Genomic DNA, 17,714 nt, shown 5'->3' with positions numbered 1-17,714 from the left:
TTACCATCACCTCACTACGAGCGCACAGCGCCACAGCCACGATGGAAACCGCCTGATGAGCCAACCCTTCGACGTCGCAGCACTGGCCGCGACCTATGCCAACAAGTCCCCGCAGGACATCCTCAAGCTTGCCTTCGAGCACTTCGGTGATGACCTGTGGATCTCCTTCAGCGGCGCCGAGGATGTGGTGCTGGTGGACATGGCCTGGAAGCTGAACAAGCAGGTCAAGGTGTTCAGCCTCGACACCGGCCGCCTGCACCCGGAGACCTACCGGTTCATCGACCAGGTCCGCGAGCAGTACAACCTGCCGATCGAGATCCTCAGCCCCGACCGCGCCAAGCTCGACCCGTTCGTCAAGGAAAAGGGCCTGTTCAGCTTCTACAAGGACGGCCACGGCGAGTGCTGCGGTATCCGCAAGATCGAGCCGCTGCGTCGCAAGCTGGCCACCGTGAGCGCCTGGGCCACCGGCCAGCGCCGCGACCAGAGCCCGGGCACCCGCAGCCAGGTGGCGGCAGTGGAAATCGACAGCGCCTTCTCCACCCCCGAGCGCACCCTGTACAAGTTCAACCCACTGGCACAGATGACCAGCGAGGAAGTGTGGGGTTATATCCGCATGCTGGAACTGCCGTACAACAGCCTGCACGAGCGCGGCTTCATCAGCATCGGCTGCGAGCCCTGCACCCGCCCGGTGCTGCCAAACCAGCATGAGCGCGAAGGGCGTTGGTGGTGGGAAGAGTCGACGCAGAAGGAATGCGGGTTGCACGCGGGCAACCTGATCAGCAAGGCATAATGGGCCGTTGTGGGAGCGGGTTCACCCGCGAACACCGGCGAAGCCGGTGCCATACAGCGCGTCGCCTTCTTCGCGGGTAAACCCGCTCCCACAGGGGCCGTGAGGCCCTTGCAATTCCGGATCAGTGCACCGGCAGCTCGACGCCTTCGAACAGGTCTTCCAGCTCCTGCTTGTTGTGGCACTGGATGGCCTTGGCCATCACTTCACGGGTCAGGTGCGGGGCGAACTTCTCGATGAAGTCGCACATGAAGCCACGCAGGAAGGTGCCGCGGCGGAAGCCGATCTTGGTGATGCTGGCTTCGAACAGTTCGCTGGCATCCAAGGCCACCAGGTCGCTGTCGAGCTTGGTGTCCACCGCCATCTTGGCGACGATCCCCACGCCCAGCCCCAGGCGCACATAGGTCTTGATCACGTCGGCGTCAGCCGCGGTAAACACCACTTTCGGCGTAAGGCCGCGGTGGTTGAACGCTTCGTCCAGCTTCGAACGCCCGGTGAAACCGAACACGTAGGTAACGATCGGGTATTCGGCGACCGCTTCCAGGGTAAGCTTTGGCAGCTTGGTCAACGGATGGCCCTGCGGCACCACCACGCAGCGGTTCCACTTGTAGCACGGCATCATGATCAGGTCGCCGAACAGCTCCAGCGCCTCGGTGGCGATGGCGAAGTCGACCGTACCGTCCGCGGCCATTTCGGCAATCTGCATGGGCGAACCCTGGTGCATGTGCAAGGACACTTCCGGGTACTGCTTGATGAAGTTGCTGATCACCGGCGGCAAGGCATAACGCGCCTGGGTGTGGGTGGTGGCGATGGACAGCGTGCCCTTCTTCTCGTTGGAGAACTCCTGGGCAATCTGCTTGATGCTTTCGACCTTGCGCAGGATTTCGCCAGCGGTATTGATGATGCGCTCACCGGCCGGGGTAACGCGGGTCAGGTGCTTGCCGCTGCGGGCAAAGACTTCAACACCCAGCTCATCCTCGAGCAGGCGGATCTGCTTGCTGATACCTGGCTGGGAGGTATACAGGCTCTGCGCCGTCGCGGAGACGTTGAGGTCATGGTGCGCCACTTCCCAGATGTAGCGCAGTTGTTGAAGCTTCATAGGTTCCCCTCGGTTCAGCGATGAGTCCGCGGCAGCAGGCAGCGACGATATATAACTATATTAGTGGTTCTGGAAATAAATCTAGAACTATTTTGTTACATACCCCCGGAAATGGCCTACGGCCATCTTCATGCTTTCCTACGCCCCAAATGCTGCGCCAGCGGCACCATGTACACCGGTACCGGCGACAGCTGCAGCAGCCGTACCGCCGTGCGCCCCAATGGCACATCCACGCCGGCGCCAGCACTGTGGCTACCGAAAATCAACAGGTCGACGCTCAGCCGCTGTGCCTGGTCGAGGATCACCTGCGCCGGGTCGCCCTGGCGTACTCGCACCGCCTTGATCACCGCCAGGTCAGCCTCCTCGCCCAGTTCGTCGCGAAAGTTTTCCAGCACACGCTGCTCGATATTGGCCATCACCGTGTTCACCCCCTGGCTGTGCAGCTGGTCGAGCGTCTGCTCATCGAGGTAGCTTTGCAGAAGAGATTCAGCGAACTGGCCCATGGGCTCTACCGCATGGATCACATACAACTCGGCGCCGAATGTGCGCGCCAGCGCCAGCGCGTGTTGCATGACAAAAGGGGCGTAGACACCGAGGTCGGTGGCGTACAGCATGGAGTGGATCATTCGACCTCCTCGACTGCCGCTTCGGCAGAGCAAGCTTCAGCTTAGCAGCGCGCCGGACGCACGCTTTGCCGTCCGGCGCGCTGCTGATGCGGGCTGGAGGGCCCCGGCGGGGCCAGAGCCACCCTCAGCGAGGCTGTTCGCCCCGGTCGATGAAAGCCAGCGCCTGGTACAGCATCTCCATGCGTGGCAAGTGGCAGCCTGCCGCACGCGCCTGCGCCAACGGCTCGGCATAGATGGCCTGCAGCTCCAGCGGGCGCTTGTGGACATGGTCGTGGTACATGCTGGGCCAGTAGTCGGGCATGCGCTCGGTCACCTGGAACAGGTGCTCGGCATACCCCTCGGGCAACACATGGCCACACGCCGCCGCCCCCTGCACCACCTCGGCCATCAGGGCCTGGATCAGGGCGCGGCCATGGCTGTCGGCCATCAGCGGCGTGGTGCTGGCGCCGAGCAGCACCGACAGGCCGTTGTAGGGCACGTTCCACACCAGCTTCTGCCAGCGTGCCTGGGCCAGGTCGGGCATGGCCTGCGAGTCGATGCCCGCAGCCCGGAACAGCTCCGCGCCTTCATTGACCAGCGCGGCACCGCCATCGTTGGCCGGCCCGCTGTGGTAGCCGAGGTTGACCGCGCCCAGGGCCTGGTGGCGGATCACGCCGGGCGCCTGGCGGTTGACGCAGATGAAACACAGGCCGCCGAGCAGGTGCATGTCGCTGCGCAAGGCCGGGCGCAATTGCTCCTCCACGCCCAGGCCGTTCTGCAGCAGCACCACCTTGGCGCCCGGTGCGGCCGCCTGCACGATCAGCGGCGCCAACTGGTCATTGCTGGTGGCCTTGGCCCCCACCAGCAGCCAGTCGCAGGGTGGCATGTCGGCGGCACTGGCATAGGCCTGCACCTTCATCTGCAAGTTGCCATGCACGGCACTGTCCAGGGTCAACCCCTGCTCGCGGACAACCTCGTACTCGCTGCGCAACAGAAAATGCACATCGAAGCCAGCCCGGGCCAGCATCAACCCATAGAAGCCGCCGATGGCGCCACTGCCGATGATGCCGATACGTGGTGTGTGCGGATGCATGCCGATCTCCAGGTAAATGTCAGCCCTCTTTTTACACAGGTTGCGCAGCGCTGGGCAGCCCATGCACGGCAAACACCTGCCATCTCGGAAAAACCCCACACGGACTGGGCCCAGCCCATTGTCGCGCCACCTGTAACGCGCTAAGGTTCGGCTCCCCGCTGCGATTATTCTTGCTGCTGGGCCGCACGGGGATAGTTGGCGGCCGGCACCCGTGACCTGACGAGTAACACGATGGCTGATTTACCGATCGATGACTTGAACGTTGCCTCCAACGAGACCCTGATCACCCCCGATCAGCTCAAGAAGGAAATCCCCCTCAGCGCCAAGGCCCTGCAGACCGTTACTGCCGGCCGTGAAGTGGTGCGCAATATTCTCGACGGCAAGGACCATCGCCTGTTCGTTGTGGTCGGCCCTTGCTCGATCCACGACATCAAGGCCGCCCACGAGTACGCCGAGCGCCTGAAAGTGCTGGCCGAGGAAGTGTCCGACACGCTGTACCTGGTCATGCGTGTGTATTTCGAAAAACCGCGCACCACCGTCGGCTGGAAAGGCCTGATCAACGACCCGTACCTGGATGACTCGTTCAAGATCCAGGATGGCCTGCACATCGGCCGCAAGCTGCTGCTGGACCTGGCCGAAATGGGCCTGCCGACCGCCACCGAAGCGCTCGACCCGATTTCCCCGCAGTACCTGCAGGACCTGATCAGCTGGTCGGCCATCGGCGCCCGCACCACCGAATCGCAGACCCACCGCGAGATGGCTTCGGGCCTGTCCTCGGCAGTCGGCTTCAAGAACGGTACTGACGGCGGCCTGACCGTTGCCATCAACGCCCTGCAGTCGGTGTCCAAACCGCACCGCTTCCTCGGCATCAACCAGGAAGGCGGCGTGTCGATCGTCACCACCAAGGGCAACCCGTACGGCCACGTGGTACTGCGCGGCGGCAACGGCAAGCCGAACTACGACTCGGTCAGCGTCGCCCTCTGCGAGCAGGACCTGGCCAAGGCCAAGATCAAGGCCAACATCATGGTCGACTGCAGCCACGCCAACTCCAACAAGGACCCGGCCCTGCAACCGCTGGTGATGGAGAACGTCGCCAACCAGATCCTCGAAGGCAACCAGTCGATCATCGGCCTGATGGTCGAGAGCCACCTGAACTGGGGCTGCCAGTCGATTCCGAAGAACCTGGACGAGCTGCAGTACGGCGTGTCGATCACCGATGCCTGCATCGACTGGTCGGCTACCGAGAAGACCCTGCGCAGCATGCGCACCAAGCTGAAGGATGTGCTGCCGCAGCGCAAGCGCGGCTGATGCGATAAAGAGCGGGGCCGCTTCGCGCCCCATCGCGACACAAGGCCGCTCCTACAGGGTTATGCGATTTCCTGTAGGAGCGGCCTTGTGTCGCGATGGGCTGCGAAGCGGCCCCGCTTTTTATTTACAGAATCAGACCTTGCTCGAATGCCGCTGCTGGCGCTCCATGTAGCGCTCCACGTATGAGCAGGACGGAATCACCGTGTAGCCCATCTGTTCAGCGTACTCCAGGGCCCGTTCGGTCAGGGCGGCAGCAATCCCGCGGCCGCGCAGGGCGTTGGGTACGAAGGTGCGATAGATGTCCAGCGTCTGCTTGCCCAGGTCCATGTACGTCAGATAGGCACGATGACCGTCCACGTTGGTCTCGAACTGATGACCGGCCTGGTCATGGTGGATGGTCAGCGCTTCGCTCATCACTACTCCTCGCAGGTCTTCTCGGCAGACCCATACCTTAACCGATGGTGGTTTATCCGGCACAGAATCCTCTACGCCACCTGTTGCCCCCTTCGACCACTGGACGATTGCAATCGTTCGGATCCTCTGGCACTCACAAGATAGTAGGCGCCGCAGGCGGGATTGCTCAAGGTGGTGGCGGTTAAAAATGGCGAAAATGCAGCCAGATGCCATTCTTGGCAACGCGCCAGGCAGCCACCGGATGTACTAGGGCTTAAGACGCCGAAGGACAGTTAAAGTCACCCTTAGTTCAACAAAAAAGTTCCTGTACTACAGTCGCTTGCGAACCCTGTACGTTTTTTTCACAGGCGTGTCGCAAATCTTGTCGGAAAGGCGTCAAGCAACATTTTTTTTGCAGTTCTTGCGCTTAGTCAGTTTACTTACTACAAGTAATGGGTACTATGTACGCCGGCCAGTTTCTCTTTTCCGAGAGATGGCTATTTAATAGAAAGTCCTTGAAGGGGAACACGATGAACAACGTTCTGAAATTCTCTGCTCTGGCTCTGGCCGCAGTTCTGGCTACCGGTTGCAGCAGCGTATCCAAAGAAACCGAAGCTCGTCTGACTGCGACTGAAGACGCAGCAGCTCGCGCTCAAGCTCGTGCAGACGAAGCCTACCGTAAGGCTGACGACGCACTGGCAGCCGCTCAGAAGGCTCAGCAGACTGCTGACGAAGCCAACGAGCGCGCTCTGCGTATGCTGGACAAAGCCAGCCGCAAGTAATAATCCTCACGGATTGTTATGGAGCCGACCCACTTGTGGGTCGGCTTTTTTATTGCCTGCCACAAGGCAAACGCGCCACGCAGAAACGAAAAGGCCTGCACTAAAGCAGGCCCGGGTGTGTCGCAATTACCTTACTGCAGTTCGGGCGGAATGCTCGAAACCATCGGTGCGCCACCCTGGTTTTCGGTCGGCACGGCAATTTCCACCGGCATGCCATCTTCCGCGGCCACCACGTCACGCACCATGTCCCAGTTCATGCGTAGGTTATTGGCCAGGTCTTCACGCTTGAGCAAGGCGTTGATAACAGCAGTGTGTTTATCGACCACCGACGGATTACCCTGGTCGTCCAGCGGCGTGTGCGCCTCCAGATAGACCTTGCCGCCACTGATACCAAACTTGTAGGGCTCGTTGATGATGCGCACCGGCGTACCCACCGGCACCATCTTCGACAGTTCCAGCACGTTGTTGTTGAGCATGCGGAAGCAACCGTGGCTGGTACGCATGCCAATGCCGAACTTCTTGTTCGAACCATGGATCAGGTAGCCCGGCACGCCGAGGGTGAACTTGAACGGCCCCAGCGGGTTGTCCGGGCCAGCCGGCACCACGCTCGGCAGGATGTCGCCGTCAGCCGCGTGCTCGGCACGGATCGACGCTGGCGGGGTCCAGGTCGGGTTCGGCGTCTTGGCGGTGATCTTGGTATTGGCGATCGGCGAGCCCCAGCCTTCACGGCCAATGCCCAGCGGGAAGGTATGCACCACGTTCTGCCCTTTCGGGAAGTAGTACAGGCGGTACTCGGCCAGGTTGATGACGATGCCCTCGCGCGGGCCCGGCGGCAGGATGTAACGGGTCGGCAGGATGATCTCGGTGCCGGCACCTGGCAGCCATGGGTCCACGCCCGGGTTGGCGGCGATCATTTCCAGGTAGCCGAGGTCGTTGGCAGTGCCGATATCGGCGAACGTGTCCTCGTACTTTGCCTTGATCACATGCACCTGACCGATGATGTCTTCACCGGGTGGTGGCAGTGGCAGCTCCAGCGCAGCAGCGGGGCCTGCTACCAGCAGGGCGGCCAGGGACAGGCTACGGGTGACGGCAGGAAAGCGCGGCAACATCCGGTAAATCCTTCGAAAGGTGGGTCAAGAGAATCGATTGTACACCTGCGCCGATGCAAGCGGGAGGCATTGGCACCATGCAAGCGTTCCAGATGATGAAAGGCGCGGTGTTCAGGCGCCCTGCAGCTCCGGCCACACCGGGCGCATGCCGCGCCGCTGGGCATCGAGGATGGCGCGGCACAGGTCGCACAGGCGGCCGTCGCGGTAGATCGAGCGCGCCACCCCCGACCAGCGCGGTTGCGCCGGCAGCAGGCCACCGCACAGAGTGCGGTCGGCCGGTACGCCCAGCTCGAGCTGGCGGGCCACGAGGTGGACGCGGATTTCCTGGCAGGCGAACAGGTCGAGCTGCTCATCAGGCTCGATCAGTTGGTAGGCATACAGGGACCAGGCAGGGCGCGGCATCGGTGGCACTCGAAACGGGGGGCGCAACATTAGCCGAAAGCCGGCGCCGTTTAAAGCGTCACAGCAAGGGTTTTATCGCCGGCCAGGCATTTTCCAGCAGGCGCTGCTGGGCGGCCTGGGCCGGGTGAATGCCATCCGCCTGCATCAACTCAGGCACGCCCCCTACCCCCTCGAGGAAAAACGGCACCAGCGGCACCTGTTTTTCTGCCGCCAGCTGTTCATACGCCTGGGCGAAGGCGGTGGTGTAGCGCACGCCATAATTGGGTGGCAGGCGCATGCCCAGCAGCACCACCTTGGCACCGGCCTTGCGCGAACTTTCGATCATCGAGGCAAGATTTTGTTGCAATTGCGCTGGCGACTGCCCGCGCAGGCCATCGTTGCCGCCCAGCTCCAGCACCACCAGGCTCGGCTTGTGCGCTGCAAGCAGCGCCGGCAGCCGCGCCTGGCCACCTGCACTGGTGTCGCCGCTGATCGATGCATTGACCACTTTGTCGTCGAAACCTTCGTCCCGCAGGCGGGTCTGCAACAGGGAGACCCAGCCCTGGCGGGTATCCAGGCCAAAACCGGCGCTGATACTATCGCCGACAACCAGCAGTGTTCCCGCCGCCGCGCTCTGGGCCAGGCAATACAGGGCCAGACCGGCACTCAACCACCACACTCGCATCGGATTCTCCATGGGCCCCAGCATTCTCGTTGCGCAGAACCTTAGCAAAGTGGTCCCCAGCGCGGAAGGTGACCTGACCATCCTGCACGCGCTGTCCCTCGACCTGGCCCAGGGCGACAGCCTGGCCATCGTCGGCGCCTCGGGCTCGGGCAAGTCGACCCTGCTCGGCCTGCTCGCCGGCCTCGACCAGCCCAGTGCCGGCAAGGTCATCCTCGCAGGCCACGACCTGGGGCCGCTGGATGAAGACCAGCGCGCGCGGGTGCGCGCCGAACATGTGGGCTTCGTGTTCCAGTCGTTCCAGCTGCTCGACAGCCTCAACGCCCTGGAAAACGTCATGCTGCCGCTGGAGCTGGATGGCCGCCGCGACGCCCGCGAACACGCGCGCACCCTGCTCGAACGGGTCGGCCTGGGCAAGCGCCTGAGCCACACCCCGCGCCAGCTTTCGGGCGGCGAACAGCAACGGGTGGCCATTGCCCGTGCCTTCGCCGCGCAACCGGCAGTGCTGTTCGCCGACGAACCCACCGGCAACCTCGACAGCCACACCGGCGAGCGCATCAGCGACCTGCTGTTCGAACTGAACAAGGAACGCGGCACCACCCTGGTGCTGGTTACCCATGACGAACGCCTGGCCCGGCGCTGCCGCCGCCAGATCCGCCTGGATGCGGGCTGCCTGGTGGCCCCGGTGGAGGCCTGATGAACCACATGCCGCTGTCCCGCCTGTGCGGCCTGGCCCTGCGCCAGTTGCTGCGCGACATCCGCGCCAGCGAAGTGCGCGTGCTGTTTTTCGCCCTGCTGGTGGCGGTCGCGGCCAGCACTGCCATCGGCTATTTCGGTGCCCGCCTCAGCGGCGCCATGCAACTGCGCGCCAGCGAGTTCCTCGGTGCCGACCTGGTGCTGCAGGGCAGCGCCCCGGCCCGCGACAAGCAGATAAAAGCCGGCAAGGCGCTTGGCTTGCGCCACGCCCAGGTGGTCGAGTTCACCAGCGTGGTCGGCGGCGACAACGGTATCCAACTGTCCAGCGTCAAGGCTGCCGATGGTGCCTACCCGTTGCGCGGCCAAGTGCGCAGTGCCGCGGAGCCCTATGCCGCAGAAACCCCGGGCGGCGGCCCGGCACCTGGCGAAGCATGGGTCGAGCCACGCCTGTTGGCGGCACTGGGGCTGAAGGTTGGCGACAGCATCGACGTGGGCATGAAGACGCTGCGCATGAGCCGCGTACTGACCTACGAACCGGACCGCGCCAACAACTTCTACAGCCTTACCCCACGGGTAATGATGAACCTGGCCGACCTGCAGGCGACCGGCGTGATCCAACCGGGCAGCCGGGTCACCTACCGCGACCTGTGGCGCGGCGATGCCGAAGCGTTGGCCCAGTACCGCGGGGCACTGAAAAAGGACCTGGCCGCCAACCAGCGCCTGCGCGACACCCGCGATGGCAACCAGCAGGTCGGCGGCGCCCTGGGCAAGGCCGAGCGCTACCTGAACATGGCCAGCCTGGTGGCGGTGCTGCTGGCAGGCGTCGCCGTTGCCCTGTCGGCCAGCCGCTACGCCGCACGCCGCCTGGACGCGAGTGCCCTGCTGCGCTGCCTGGGCCTTTCGCGCCGCCAGGCACTGGGCCTGTACTGCCTGCAATTGGCCATGCTCGGCCTGGTCGCCGCGCTGGCCGGCGCCCTGCTCGGCTGGCTGGCCCAGCTGGGCCTGTTCCGCCTGCTGCATGGCCTGCTGCCAAGCGTGGTGCCTGCAGGCGGCATCGTCCCGGCCCTGGCCGGCATCGCTACCGGGCTGGTGGCCCTGGCCGGCTTCGCCCTGCCGCCAATTGCCGCGCTGGGCCAGGTGCCGCCGCTGCGCGTGCTACGCCGCGACCTGCTGCCGATACCGCCCAGCAGCTGGCTGGTGTACGGCGCGGCCCTGTTCGCACTGGGCCTGATCATGTGGCGCCTGAGCCTCGACCTGCTGCTCACCTTCGCCCTGCTCGGTGGCGGCCTGGTCGCCGCGCTGCTGCTCGGTGGCCTGCTGCTGCTCGGTTTGCGCAGCCTGCGCCAATTGCTGGCCGGGGCACCACTGACCTGGCGCCTGGGGCTGGGCCAACTGCTGCGCCACCCCATGGCCGCTGCCGGCCAGGCCCTGGCCTTCGGCCTGATCCTGCTGGCCATGGCCCTGGTCGCGCTGCTGCGCGCGGAACTGCTCGACACCTGGCAAGCGCAGCTGCCCAAGGATGCACCCAACCATTTCGCCCTGAACATCCTGCCGGATGACCGTGAGCCCTTCGCCCAACACCTGCAGCAGGTCAATGCCACCTCGGCACCGCTGTACCCGGTGACACCCGGCCGCCTGGTGCGCATCAACGAGCAACCGGTGCAGCAGGTGGTCAGCAAGGACTCGGCAGGCGAGCGCGCCGTGCAGCGCGACCTCAGCCTGACCTGGGCAGCCGAACTGCCCGAAGGCAATACACTGACGGGCGGCAACTGGTGGCAGGCGTTGCCCGCCGAAGATGAAATCCCCGGTGTGTCGGTGGAGGCGGAACTGGCCAGCAGTCTGAAGCTGCAACTGGGCGACCTGCTGACCTTCGACATCGGCGGCCAGCAGCGCCAGGCCCGGGTCAGCAGCCTGCGCAGCGTGCACTGGGACAGCTTCCAGCCGAACTTCTACATGATCTTCCAGCCCGGCACGTTGCAGGGGCTGCCGACCACCTACCTGACCAGCTTCTATCTGGCACCGGGCCATGACCTGGATGTGGTGGCGCTGTCACGGGCATTTCCGGCAGTGACCATCCTGCAGGTGGATGCCTTGCTCGATCAGCTGCGCAGCATCCTCGCCCAGGTGACCCTGGCGGTGGAGTATGTGTTGCTGTTCGTGCTGGCAGCCGGGTTGGCGGTGCTGTTCGCTGGCTTGCAGGCGACGCTGGACGAGCGCATCCGCCAGGGCGCCTTGCTGCGTGCGCTGGGCGCGGCGCGGCCATTGCTGGTCAAGGCGCGGCGGATCGAGTTCGGCTTGCTGGGTGCGGCCAGCGGCTTGCTGGCGGCGGTCGGGTGCGAGCTGATTACCCTGGTGCTGTACCGCTATGCCTTCGACCTGCAATGGAGCCCGCATGTGTGGTTGCTGCTGTTGCCGCTGGCAGGGGCGTTGCTGGTAGGTGGTGCGGGGGTGCTGGGGACGCGGCGGGCGTTGAATGCCAGCCCGTTGGCGGTTTTACGCGAGAGTTGATGACAGCCCGTGCTGGCCTCTTCGCGGGTAAACCCGCTCCCACAGGTTCACCACAGTACTTGAAACCTGTGTCGGACCTGTGGGAGCGGGTTTACCCGCGAAGAGGCCGGCACAGGCAATATCAACTCACTGGCCGTAAGTGATGCTGTTCACATACCAGGTCGCTTCACCGGTAGGTGTGTGCACCACCACCTCATCACCCTCCTCCTTCTTCAGCAAGGCACGAGCCATGGGCGAGTCGATCGAGATGTAGTCATTGCGCCCATAGATCTCGTCATACCCGACAATGCGAAACTTCATGGTCTCGCCCTCGTCGTTCTCGATCTCCACCCAGGCACCGAAAAACACCTTGCCCTCCTGCTGCGGCGAGTAGGCCACCACCTTCACATCTTCAAGACGCTTGCGCAGGTAACGCACCCGGCGGTCGATCTCGCGCAGCAGCTTCTTGTTGTACTGGTAGTCGGCATTCTCGCTGCGGTCGCCCAGCGATGCCGCCCAGGTAACCTTCTGGGTAATCTCCGGGCGGTATACCCGCCACAGGTGGTCCAGTTCTTTCTTCAGCGCCTCATGGCCTTCCGTGGTGATGATGTTGGTACTCAACAGCGCGCTCCTCAGCGGCGGGTAATCAGGCCTTGGCGCGCGATACGGGTGAGGTGGCCGATGATTTCGGCGGCCTCGTCCGGTGCCGGGGCCTGGATCACGGCCAGGTCGAAACGGTCATTGCCATACTGTGCGAGGTGGCAGCCGGTATCGGCGAACTGGATCAGAAATGCACGCGCCTGGCCCTTGCGCCGGGACAGGCCTTCAAGGTGACGTAAAAGAGTGGGTTGATGCTGGCCGCCGAGCAGGATGCGCGGTGTGCGGGACGCCTGGCTGGCAGGCAAGGGGCTCAAACAGACACTGGTACGTGGGCAACTCATGGAGCTTCTCTCCGCCTCGCGAATCCCGCTGGGCAGCGGTGGGAGGCGTCACCGAACCAGCGCTTTAGCGGTATTTCGGATGACCCGGAGAGGGGCTTTCCTGCGCCCCGCAAGTAGCTGTTTAAATCGGCGCAGACGGTATGCTAGAGCTACAAGCGGCAAGATACAAGCCTCAAGCCGAAAGTGATCGGCCTGAGGCTTGTATCTTGGCATTTGCGGTGGATCAGCGGGCGATCAGGCGGTCCAGCGAGAAGCGGCCAGCGCCTTCGATCAGTACCGCGACGGTGCCAGCCAGCAGGGCCAGGCCGAACTCATAGCCGTTGTTGGACATGAACAGGCCGTTGCCGATGTGCACCGAGAAGATCGCCACCACCAGGGTCACCGCCAGCACCAGGGCCGCCGGGCGGGCCAGCAGGCCGATCACCAGGGCCAGGCCGCCGAAGAATTCGGCACTACCGGACAGCAGGGCCATCAGGTAACCCGGGGCCAGGCCGATGCTCTCCATCCACTGGCCGGTGCCTTCCAGGCCATAGCCACCGAACATGCCAAACAGTTTTTGCGCACCATGCGCAATGAAGATGATGCCGACCAGGATACGGATGACGCTCAGGCCAGCACCGGCGCGGGTGGAGAACAGAGCGTTGAGGGTAGCGTTGTTCATGTCGAAGACTCCTTGAAGCGGGGAAGTTGTGTTGGGATGGTCGCCATCATAATCGATTCGATAGATATGAAAATCGCAAAAAACCCAACATAACAATCGACAAAATCGATTTGTCAGCGTTTAGCCACACGCTCCAGCGCGGCACGCTCCCGGTTGAACGCTACAAAGTACTTGTTGACGCTATTGACGAAGTTGACTGGCCCCATGCCCACCTGCTCCATGGCGACACGTTCGGTCTGGAAGAACCACTGGTCGCCATTCAGCCCGCGCCGCCGCGCTTCGGCGCGCATGGCCTGGACGCGCTCGGGGCCCAGGTTGTAGGCCGCCAGCACGAAGGCCATGCGCTCGCGCTCGTTGATCTTGGCGCTGGCAAAGAACTTGCGCCGGATCAGCGCCAGGTAACGGGCGCTGGCCTGGACATTGCCATCCACCGTGGCGGTGTTGCTCACCCCCACACGCTGCGCCGCCGAAGGGGTGATCTGCATCAGGCCATGGGCCCCTCCGGTGCCGCGCGCTGCCGGGTTGAGCGTCGACTCCTTGAAGGCCAGCGCGGCCAGGTTGAGCCAGTCGATCTGCTGCGCCTCACCGTGTTTCTGCAGCACCGCCCGCAGCGCGGTCAGGCGCTGGCGATTCTTGCTGGCCAATGGGTCGTGCACCCGGTACTGGCGGCGGTAGATGCGCTCGAACGCGGCGTCCTGGTTGTCCGGTGCGCGGTAGCCCTGCAGAAAGCGATCGACCGTGGCCTGCAACTGCGGCGCATCGGGCCTCACATACCAACGCATGGCTTGCGGCGCCCCCAGCTTTACGCGGCTGTCCAGGCGCAGGCGCGGCATCACCCGGGCCCAGCGCCGGGCGATCGGCTGCTCGACCACGGTCAGGTGATAGATGCCGGCCTGGACCATTTCCAGCACATCCTCCACCGCCAGGGTCGAGTCGACCCACTCTACCTTGATCGGCGCGCGCTTGCGCAGCGCCAGTTGCTGGTTGACCTGCTGGATCAACGGGCCGGCGGCACTGGCGCTGGTCAGGGCCACGGTACGCCCGGACAACTGCTCGACATGGCTGAAGCTGCGCTCGCCCTTGCGCCCCACCAGCAGCAGCGGCACCTGGTCGAGCACCGGCGCGCTGCTGCTGACCCCACGCACCACGGCGGGGTCGAGCAGCTCACCCGGCGCGGCCAGGTCACCCTCGCCCCGGGCCAGGGCGCCGAGCAACTGCTCCTTGGCCCGCGGGATCAGCTTGAGCTGGATCTCCTGGCCGTCGGCGGCGCGGGCATTGAGGTAATGTTCCAGGGCACGGAGGCGATAGTATTCGATGCCGACCGGCTCGCCCTTGACCTCACCGGAGCTGTTGCGGCTCTGGTTGACCAGCACCCGCAGCACCTGGCTGGTGCGAATCTGTTGCAGGTCACGGACCTTGGCCGGCGCGATGTTCTGCTGCGGTCCCGGCACGCGCGCGTGGGCAGGCCCGGTCAAGGTCAGCCCAAGCGTCAGCAGGAAAATGAGCCAGCATCGCTGCATGCGAAAACGTGTCCGTGGTCGGTGGGCGGCATCCATGGGGTTGCACCGCCAAGAGAGAAATGACGGTAAAAGACCACGGCAACAGCATGAAGTTCTTGGTTTTTTCAGAAAAACACGGTTTTTGCTATGCTGGCCGCCCCGCGGCACGAGATAGCACCATGCAACTGATCGATATCGGCGTCAACCTGACCAACAGCAGTTTCCACGACCAGCAGGCGGCAATCGTCGAGCGCGCCCTTGAGGCCGGGGTCACGCAGATGGTGCTGACGGGCACCAGCCTGGCGGTCAGCGAACAGGCGCTGGAGCTGTGCCAGCAACTGGATGCGAGCGGCGCGCACCTGTTCGCCACGGCAGGCGTACACCCTCATGATGCCAAAACCTGGGATGCCGGCAGCGAGCGCCAGTTGCGCCAGTTGCTGAATGAAACACGCGTGCGCGCCGTGGGCGAATGCGGCCTGGACTTCAACCGCGACTTCTCCCCTCGCCCGCTGCAGGAAAAAGCCCTGGAGGCACAGTTGGCACTGGCTGCCGAGCTGCATCTGCCGGTGTTCCTGCACGAACGCGACGCCAGCGAACGCCTGCTGGCGATCCTCAAGGATTACCGCGACCACCTGACCGGCGCAGTGGTGCACTGCTTTACCGGCGAGCGCGACGCGCTGTTCGCCTACCTGGACATGGACCTGCACATCGGTATTACCGGCTGGATCTGCGACGAACGCCGTGGCACCCACCTGCACCCGCTGGTGGGCAACATTGCCGAGGGGCGGCTGATGCTGGAGAGCGATGCGCCTTACCTGCTGCCGCGCAGCCTGCGGCCCAAGCCGAAGAACGGGCGCAACGAACCAGCGTTCCTGCCGGAGGTGTTGCGTGAAGTGGCCTTGCACCGGGGCGAGTCGACCGAACAGACGGCGGCGCATACCACGGCAACGGCGCAGGCGTTTTTCCAACTCCCCTGAACCCGACGCGTTCTCCTGTAGGAGCGGCCTTGTGTCGCGAAAGGGCCGCAACGCGGCCCCGGCAATCTATGCAGCGAAGCTGAAAACCTGGGGGCGCTTCGCACCCCTATCGCGACACAAGGCCGCTCCTACAAAAGCGCGTCAGAACTTGCGGCAGAATTTTCTTGATACACATCAAGAAAGGCCCTGGCTTGCGCAGGCACAATGATGGCACCTTGCCAATATTGTTCCCGCTCAACTCAGAGAAGACCTGCCCATGGGTGCCTGGCTTAGCAACGTTTCCCTGAAGTACAAGTTCTGGGCCGTCAACGCGGTGGCCTTTGTCACGACCTTGCTGCTGGTGCTCTATGCCGTGCACCTGGAGCAACGCGCCCGCGCCGAGGCCGCGCAGGCCCAGGCGGCCGCGCAGGCCCAACTGCTGGCTGCCTGGCCGGCCGGCCAGCCGCTGCCCCGCCCGGCCAACGTCATCAGCTGGTCAGCCGGGCAAACGCCCACCTTCGCGGGTGAACCCCTCGAGGCCCTGCGCAATGCCCAAGGCTGGGTCGAACTGCCCGCCGCCCGGCTCTTGGGCAACAACCCGCTACAGGGCGCGCAGGTGCTGCGCAACGGCGATCAGCAAATGGCCGTGCTGGCCCAGTCGCCCAGCCTGCGCCAGGTGTTCCTCGACCGCTTCAGCAACTACGCAGTATGCGTGCTGGTCCTGATGCTGGCCATGCTCGGCGCCTCGCAGCTGCTGATCCGCTTCCTGCTCAGCCAGCTCAACACGCTCAAGGACGTGATGCTGCACGTGGAAAAAACCGGCGACCTGTCGGCCCGCGTACCGCTGGCCTGTGGCGACGAGGTCGGCCAGATGGCCGGGGCCTTCAATGCCATGCAGGCGACCTACCACCGCGTGGTCAGTACCGTCGCCCACACCGCAGCGCAACTGGACTCCGGTGCCGCGCGCCTGGCTGCGAGCATGAGCGACGTGCGCCACGGCATGCTCGGCCAGCAGAGCGAAACCGACCAGGCCGCTACCGCCATCAACGAAATGTCGGCGACGGTGCACCACATCGCCCAGCACGCCGGCGCCACCCGTGACCTGTCACAAACCGCCGACACCCTGGCTGGTAGCGGCCAGGAGGTGGTCAGCCGGGTGCAGGACTCGATTTCGGGGCTGTCCAGCGGCGTTCAGCAAACTGCCGAGATGATTCGCCAGCTGGCCGAAGACAGCCAGAAGATCAATGGCGTGGTCAGTGTGATCCACAGCATCGCCGAGCAGACCAACCTGCTGGCGCTCAATGCCGCCATCGAAGCAGCGCGTGCCGGCGACCTGGGCCGCGGCTTTGCCGTGGTGGCCGATGAAGTGCGCAACCTGGCCAAGCGCGTGCAAAACTCCACCGACGAGATCACCACCATGGTCTCGGCCCTGCAGTCGGGCACCCGCGATGCAGTGGATTTCATGCAGGAAAGCTCGTACAAGGCCGACGACTGCGTCAGGCAGGCCCAGGAGGCCGGCGAAGCACTGGCCGAGATTACCGGTGCCGTGGCGCAGATGCGCGAAAGCAACACCCAGATTGCCGTGGCAGCCGAGCAACAAAGCCAGGTGGCCGAGGAAATGAACCGCGCCGTGGTGAGTATTCGCGATGTCACCGAACAGACCGTGCAACAGACCGTGGGCTCGGCGACCACCAGCAGCGAACTGGCGACCCTGGCCGGTGAACTGAACAAGGCCATTGGCCAGCTCAAGCTATAGTCACCATAGCCAGCCTCGATTGGCCCCCGCCTGGGGGGCGCACTAAGCTTTGGGCATGACCGAGAGGAAATGCCCATGAGCAAACGCCTGCCCAACCTGCCCGCCTGGCAATGGCGCGGCTACCACCACAACCACCGCCACCCGACCAACCTGGTGCTGCACCTGATCGCCGTGCCGTTGTTCATCCTTGGCGCGTTGCTGATTCTGTCCGGCCTGTTCGGCCTGGATCTGGGCCAGATTGCCGTTGGCATCATTGCCTTGATCGCCGGCCTGGGCCTGCAGCGCCAGGGCCATCGCCTGGAAGCCGAGCAACCCGAGCCCTTCGCCAACCGCAAGGATGCCGTGCAACGCCTGCTGACCGAGCAGTTCATCACCTTTCCGCGCTTCTTGCTGAGCGGGGCCTGGTGGAAGGCCTGGCGGGAACGACACAAGCATCGGCGCTGATGCCAGTGGGGCTGCTCTGCAGCCCAATCGCGACG

19 protein-coding genes are annotated in these 17,714 nt (G+C 64.2%); 8 read left to right on the top strand and 11 right to left on the bottom strand.

What is annotated here, in order from left to right; all coding sequences use genetic code 11:
• Positions 1-55: 55 nt before the first annotated feature.
• Positions 56-790 carry a phosphoadenylyl-sulfate reductase gene (locus ABNP31_RS09055; protein ID WP_015269712.1) on the top strand — a complete coding sequence of 245 codons (735 nt, stop codon included), beginning with the start codon at positions 56-58 and terminating at the stop codon, positions 788-790.
• A gap of 121 nt (positions 791-911) precedes the next feature.
• Here the strand turns inward: ABNP31_RS09055 and cysB are convergent, their stop codons facing one another.
• The 3 genes from cysB to ABNP31_RS09040 form a co-directional block, all read right to left on the bottom strand.
• Positions 912-1,886 (bottom strand): HTH-type transcriptional regulator CysB, encoded by a 975-nt coding sequence (cysB, locus tag ABNP31_RS09050; RefSeq protein WP_013971904.1) that lies wholly within the window; start codon positions 1,884-1,886, stop codon positions 912-914.
• Between the two features lie 128 nt (positions 1,887-2,014).
• Complete coding sequence (locus ABNP31_RS09045; protein ID WP_015269711.1) at positions 2,015-2,512, bottom strand: universal stress protein; 498 nt, start codon at positions 2,510-2,512, stop codon at positions 2,015-2,017.
• A 124-nt stretch (positions 2,513-2,636) separates the two neighbouring features.
• Positions 2,637-3,584 (bottom strand): putative 2-dehydropantoate 2-reductase, encoded by a 948-nt coding sequence (locus ABNP31_RS09040; protein ID WP_085663442.1) that lies wholly within the window; start codon positions 3,582-3,584, stop codon positions 2,637-2,639.
• A gap of 231 nt (positions 3,585-3,815) precedes the next feature.
• Here ABNP31_RS09040 and ABNP31_RS09035 point away from each other — a divergent pair, with 231 nt between their 5' ends.
• Positions 3,816-4,892, top strand: a complete 1,077-nt coding sequence (locus ABNP31_RS09035) for a 3-deoxy-7-phosphoheptulonate synthase (protein WP_025338433.1) — start codon at positions 3,816-3,818, stop codon at positions 4,890-4,892.
• A 132-nt stretch (positions 4,893-5,024) separates the two neighbouring features.
• Here the strand turns inward: ABNP31_RS09035 and ABNP31_RS09030 are convergent, their stop codons facing one another.
• Entirely contained in the window at positions 5,025-5,306 is a 282-nt protein-coding gene (locus tag ABNP31_RS09030; RefSeq protein WP_025338432.1) for a GNAT family N-acetyltransferase, read from the bottom strand.
• A 509-nt stretch (positions 5,307-5,815) separates the two neighbouring features.
• On the opposite strand from ABNP31_RS09030, the gene oprI reads away from it, so the two are divergent.
• Positions 5,816-6,067: an outer membrane lipoprotei OprI gene (oprI, locus tag ABNP31_RS09025; protein WP_003259780.1), complete on the top strand. Its 252-nt coding sequence runs from the start codon at positions 5,816-5,818 to the stop codon at positions 6,065-6,067.
• Positions 6,068-6,198: 131 nt separating this feature from the next.
• Here oprI and ABNP31_RS09020 read toward each other — a convergent pair whose 3' ends face one another.
• The 3 genes from ABNP31_RS09020 to ABNP31_RS09010 form a co-directional block, all read right to left on the bottom strand.
• Positions 6,199-7,176 carry a L,D-transpeptidase family protein gene (locus ABNP31_RS09020; RefSeq protein ID WP_085592905.1) on the bottom strand — a complete coding sequence of 326 codons (978 nt, stop codon included), beginning with the start codon at positions 7,174-7,176 and terminating at the stop codon, positions 6,199-6,201.
• A 111-nt stretch (positions 7,177-7,287) separates the two neighbouring features.
• Positions 7,288-7,578: a hypothetical protein gene (locus ABNP31_RS09015; protein ID WP_025338431.1), complete on the bottom strand. Its 291-nt coding sequence runs from the start codon at positions 7,576-7,578 to the stop codon at positions 7,288-7,290.
• Positions 7,579-7,636: 58 nt separating this feature from the next.
• A complete protein-coding gene (locus ABNP31_RS09010; protein WP_075044541.1) occupies positions 7,637-8,242 on the bottom strand; it encodes an arylesterase in 606 nt (201 codons plus the stop codon).
• Between the two features lie 10 nt (positions 8,243-8,252).
• Between ABNP31_RS09010 and ABNP31_RS09005 the strand changes: the two genes are divergently transcribed.
• Both ABNP31_RS09005 and ABNP31_RS09000 read left to right on the top strand, forming a co-directional pair.
• Positions 8,253-8,936 carry an ABC transporter ATP-binding protein gene (locus ABNP31_RS09005; protein ID WP_350013216.1) on the top strand — a complete coding sequence of 228 codons (684 nt, stop codon included), beginning with the start codon at positions 8,253-8,255 and terminating at the stop codon, positions 8,934-8,936.
• The gene (locus ABNP31_RS09000) at positions 8,936-11,443 is read left to right on the top strand and encodes an ABC transporter permease (protein ID WP_350013215.1); all 2,508 of its coding nucleotides are present in this window, start codon (positions 8,936-8,938) and stop codon (positions 11,441-11,443) included. Before ABNP31_RS09005 ends, ABNP31_RS09000 begins: the two co-directional genes overlap by 1 nt.
• Positions 11,444-11,569: 126 nt before the next feature.
• Here the strand turns inward: ABNP31_RS09000 and greB are convergent, their stop codons facing one another.
• The 4 genes from greB to ABNP31_RS08980 all read right to left on the bottom strand — a co-directional run bounded on the left by greB (position 11,570) and on the right by ABNP31_RS08980 (position 14,544).
• Entirely contained in the window at positions 11,570-12,043 is a 474-nt protein-coding gene (gene greB / locus ABNP31_RS08995; protein WP_063914016.1) for a transcription elongation factor GreB, read from the bottom strand.
• Between the two features lie 11 nt (positions 12,044-12,054).
• A complete protein-coding gene (locus ABNP31_RS08990; protein WP_025338428.1) occupies positions 12,055-12,363 on the bottom strand; it encodes a hypothetical protein in 309 nt (102 codons plus the stop codon).
• Positions 12,364-12,586: 223 nt separating this feature from the next.
• Positions 12,587-13,024, bottom strand: coding sequence for a DoxX family protein (locus ABNP31_RS08985; RefSeq protein WP_085663149.1), 438 nt, complete (start codon positions 13,022-13,024; stop codon positions 12,587-12,589).
• 113 nt (positions 13,025-13,137) lie between these two features.
• Positions 13,138-14,544: a transglycosylase SLT domain-containing protein gene (locus ABNP31_RS08980; protein ID WP_085663148.1), complete on the bottom strand. Its 1,407-nt coding sequence runs from the start codon at positions 14,542-14,544 to the stop codon at positions 13,138-13,140.
• Between the two features lie 158 nt (positions 14,545-14,702).
• Here ABNP31_RS08980 and ABNP31_RS08975 point away from each other — a divergent pair, with 158 nt between their 5' ends.
• The 3 genes from ABNP31_RS08975 (at position 14,703) to ABNP31_RS08965 (ending at position 17,679) form a co-directional block, all read left to right on the top strand.
• Complete coding sequence (locus tag ABNP31_RS08975) at positions 14,703-15,500, top strand: TatD family hydrolase (RefSeq protein WP_085663147.1); 798 nt, start codon at positions 14,703-14,705, stop codon at positions 15,498-15,500.
• A gap of 256 nt (positions 15,501-15,756) precedes the next feature.
• On the top strand, positions 15,757-17,235 hold the full coding sequence (locus tag ABNP31_RS08970; RefSeq protein ID WP_025338425.1) for a methyl-accepting chemotaxis protein: 1,479 nt from the start codon (positions 15,757-15,759) through the stop codon (positions 17,233-17,235).
• A 75-nt stretch (positions 17,236-17,310) separates the two neighbouring features.
• On the top strand, positions 17,311-17,679 hold the full coding sequence (locus ABNP31_RS08965) for an Mpo1-like protein (RefSeq protein WP_038409214.1): 369 nt from the start codon (positions 17,311-17,313) through the stop codon (positions 17,677-17,679).
• Positions 17,680-17,714: the final 35 nt, after the last annotated feature.

The organism is Pseudomonas asiatica, assembly GCF_040214835.1.
Classification (GTDB): domain Bacteria; phylum Pseudomonadota; class Gammaproteobacteria; order Pseudomonadales; family Pseudomonadaceae; genus Aquipseudomonas; species Aquipseudomonas putida_Z.
The sequence above is the reverse complement of the archived record's forward strand: the minus strand, read 5'-3'. Positions and strand labels throughout refer to the sequence as shown.

Excerpts from the sequence above, each read along its gene's own strand:
- ABNP31_RS09055 (WP_015269712.1), top strand. The coding sequence starts at position 56 with ATGAGCCAACCCTTCGACGTCGCAGCACTGGCCGCGACCTATGCCAAC.
- cysB (WP_013971904.1), bottom strand. The coding sequence starts at position 1,886 with ATGAAGCTTCAACAACTGCGCTACATCTGGGAAGTGGCGCACCATGAC.
- ABNP31_RS09045 (WP_015269711.1), bottom strand. The coding sequence starts at position 2,512 with ATGATCCACTCCATGCTGTACGCCACCGACCTCGGTGTCTACGCCCCT.
- ABNP31_RS09040 (WP_085663442.1), bottom strand. The coding sequence starts at position 3,584 with ATGCATCCGCACACACCACGTATCGGCATCATCGGCAGTGGCGCCATC.
- ABNP31_RS09035 (WP_025338433.1), top strand. The coding sequence starts at position 3,816 with ATGGCTGATTTACCGATCGATGACTTGAACGTTGCCTCCAACGAGACC.
- ABNP31_RS09030 (WP_025338432.1), bottom strand. The coding sequence starts at position 5,306 with ATGAGCGAAGCGCTGACCATCCACCATGACCAGGCCGGTCATCAGTTC.
- oprI (WP_003259780.1), top strand. The coding sequence starts at position 5,816 with ATGAACAACGTTCTGAAATTCTCTGCTCTGGCTCTGGCCGCAGTTCTG.
- ABNP31_RS09020 (WP_085592905.1), bottom strand. The coding sequence starts at position 7,176 with ATGTTGCCGCGCTTTCCTGCCGTCACCCGTAGCCTGTCCCTGGCCGCC.
- ABNP31_RS09015 (WP_025338431.1), bottom strand. The coding sequence starts at position 7,578 with ATGCCGCGCCCTGCCTGGTCCCTGTATGCCTACCAACTGATCGAGCCT.
- ABNP31_RS09010 (WP_075044541.1), bottom strand. The coding sequence starts at position 8,242 with ATGCGAGTGTGGTGGTTGAGTGCCGGTCTGGCCCTGTATTGCCTGGCC.
- ABNP31_RS09005 (WP_350013216.1), top strand. The coding sequence starts at position 8,253 with ATGGGCCCCAGCATTCTCGTTGCGCAGAACCTTAGCAAAGTGGTCCCC.
- ABNP31_RS09000 (WP_350013215.1), top strand. The coding sequence starts at position 8,936 with ATGAACCACATGCCGCTGTCCCGCCTGTGCGGCCTGGCCCTGCGCCAG.
- ABNP31_RS08990 (WP_025338428.1), bottom strand. The coding sequence starts at position 12,363 with ATGAGTTGCCCACGTACCAGTGTCTGTTTGAGCCCCTTGCCTGCCAGC.
- ABNP31_RS08985 (WP_085663149.1), bottom strand. The coding sequence starts at position 13,024 with ATGAACAACGCTACCCTCAACGCTCTGTTCTCCACCCGCGCCGGTGCT.
- ABNP31_RS08980 (WP_085663148.1), bottom strand. The coding sequence starts at position 14,544 with ATGCAGCGATGCTGGCTCATTTTCCTGCTGACGCTTGGGCTGACCTTG.
- ABNP31_RS08975 (WP_085663147.1), top strand. The coding sequence starts at position 14,703 with ATGCAACTGATCGATATCGGCGTCAACCTGACCAACAGCAGTTTCCAC.
- ABNP31_RS08970 (WP_025338425.1), top strand. The coding sequence starts at position 15,757 with ATGGGTGCCTGGCTTAGCAACGTTTCCCTGAAGTACAAGTTCTGGGCC.
- ABNP31_RS08965 (WP_038409214.1), top strand. The coding sequence starts at position 17,311 with ATGAGCAAACGCCTGCCCAACCTGCCCGCCTGGCAATGGCGCGGCTAC.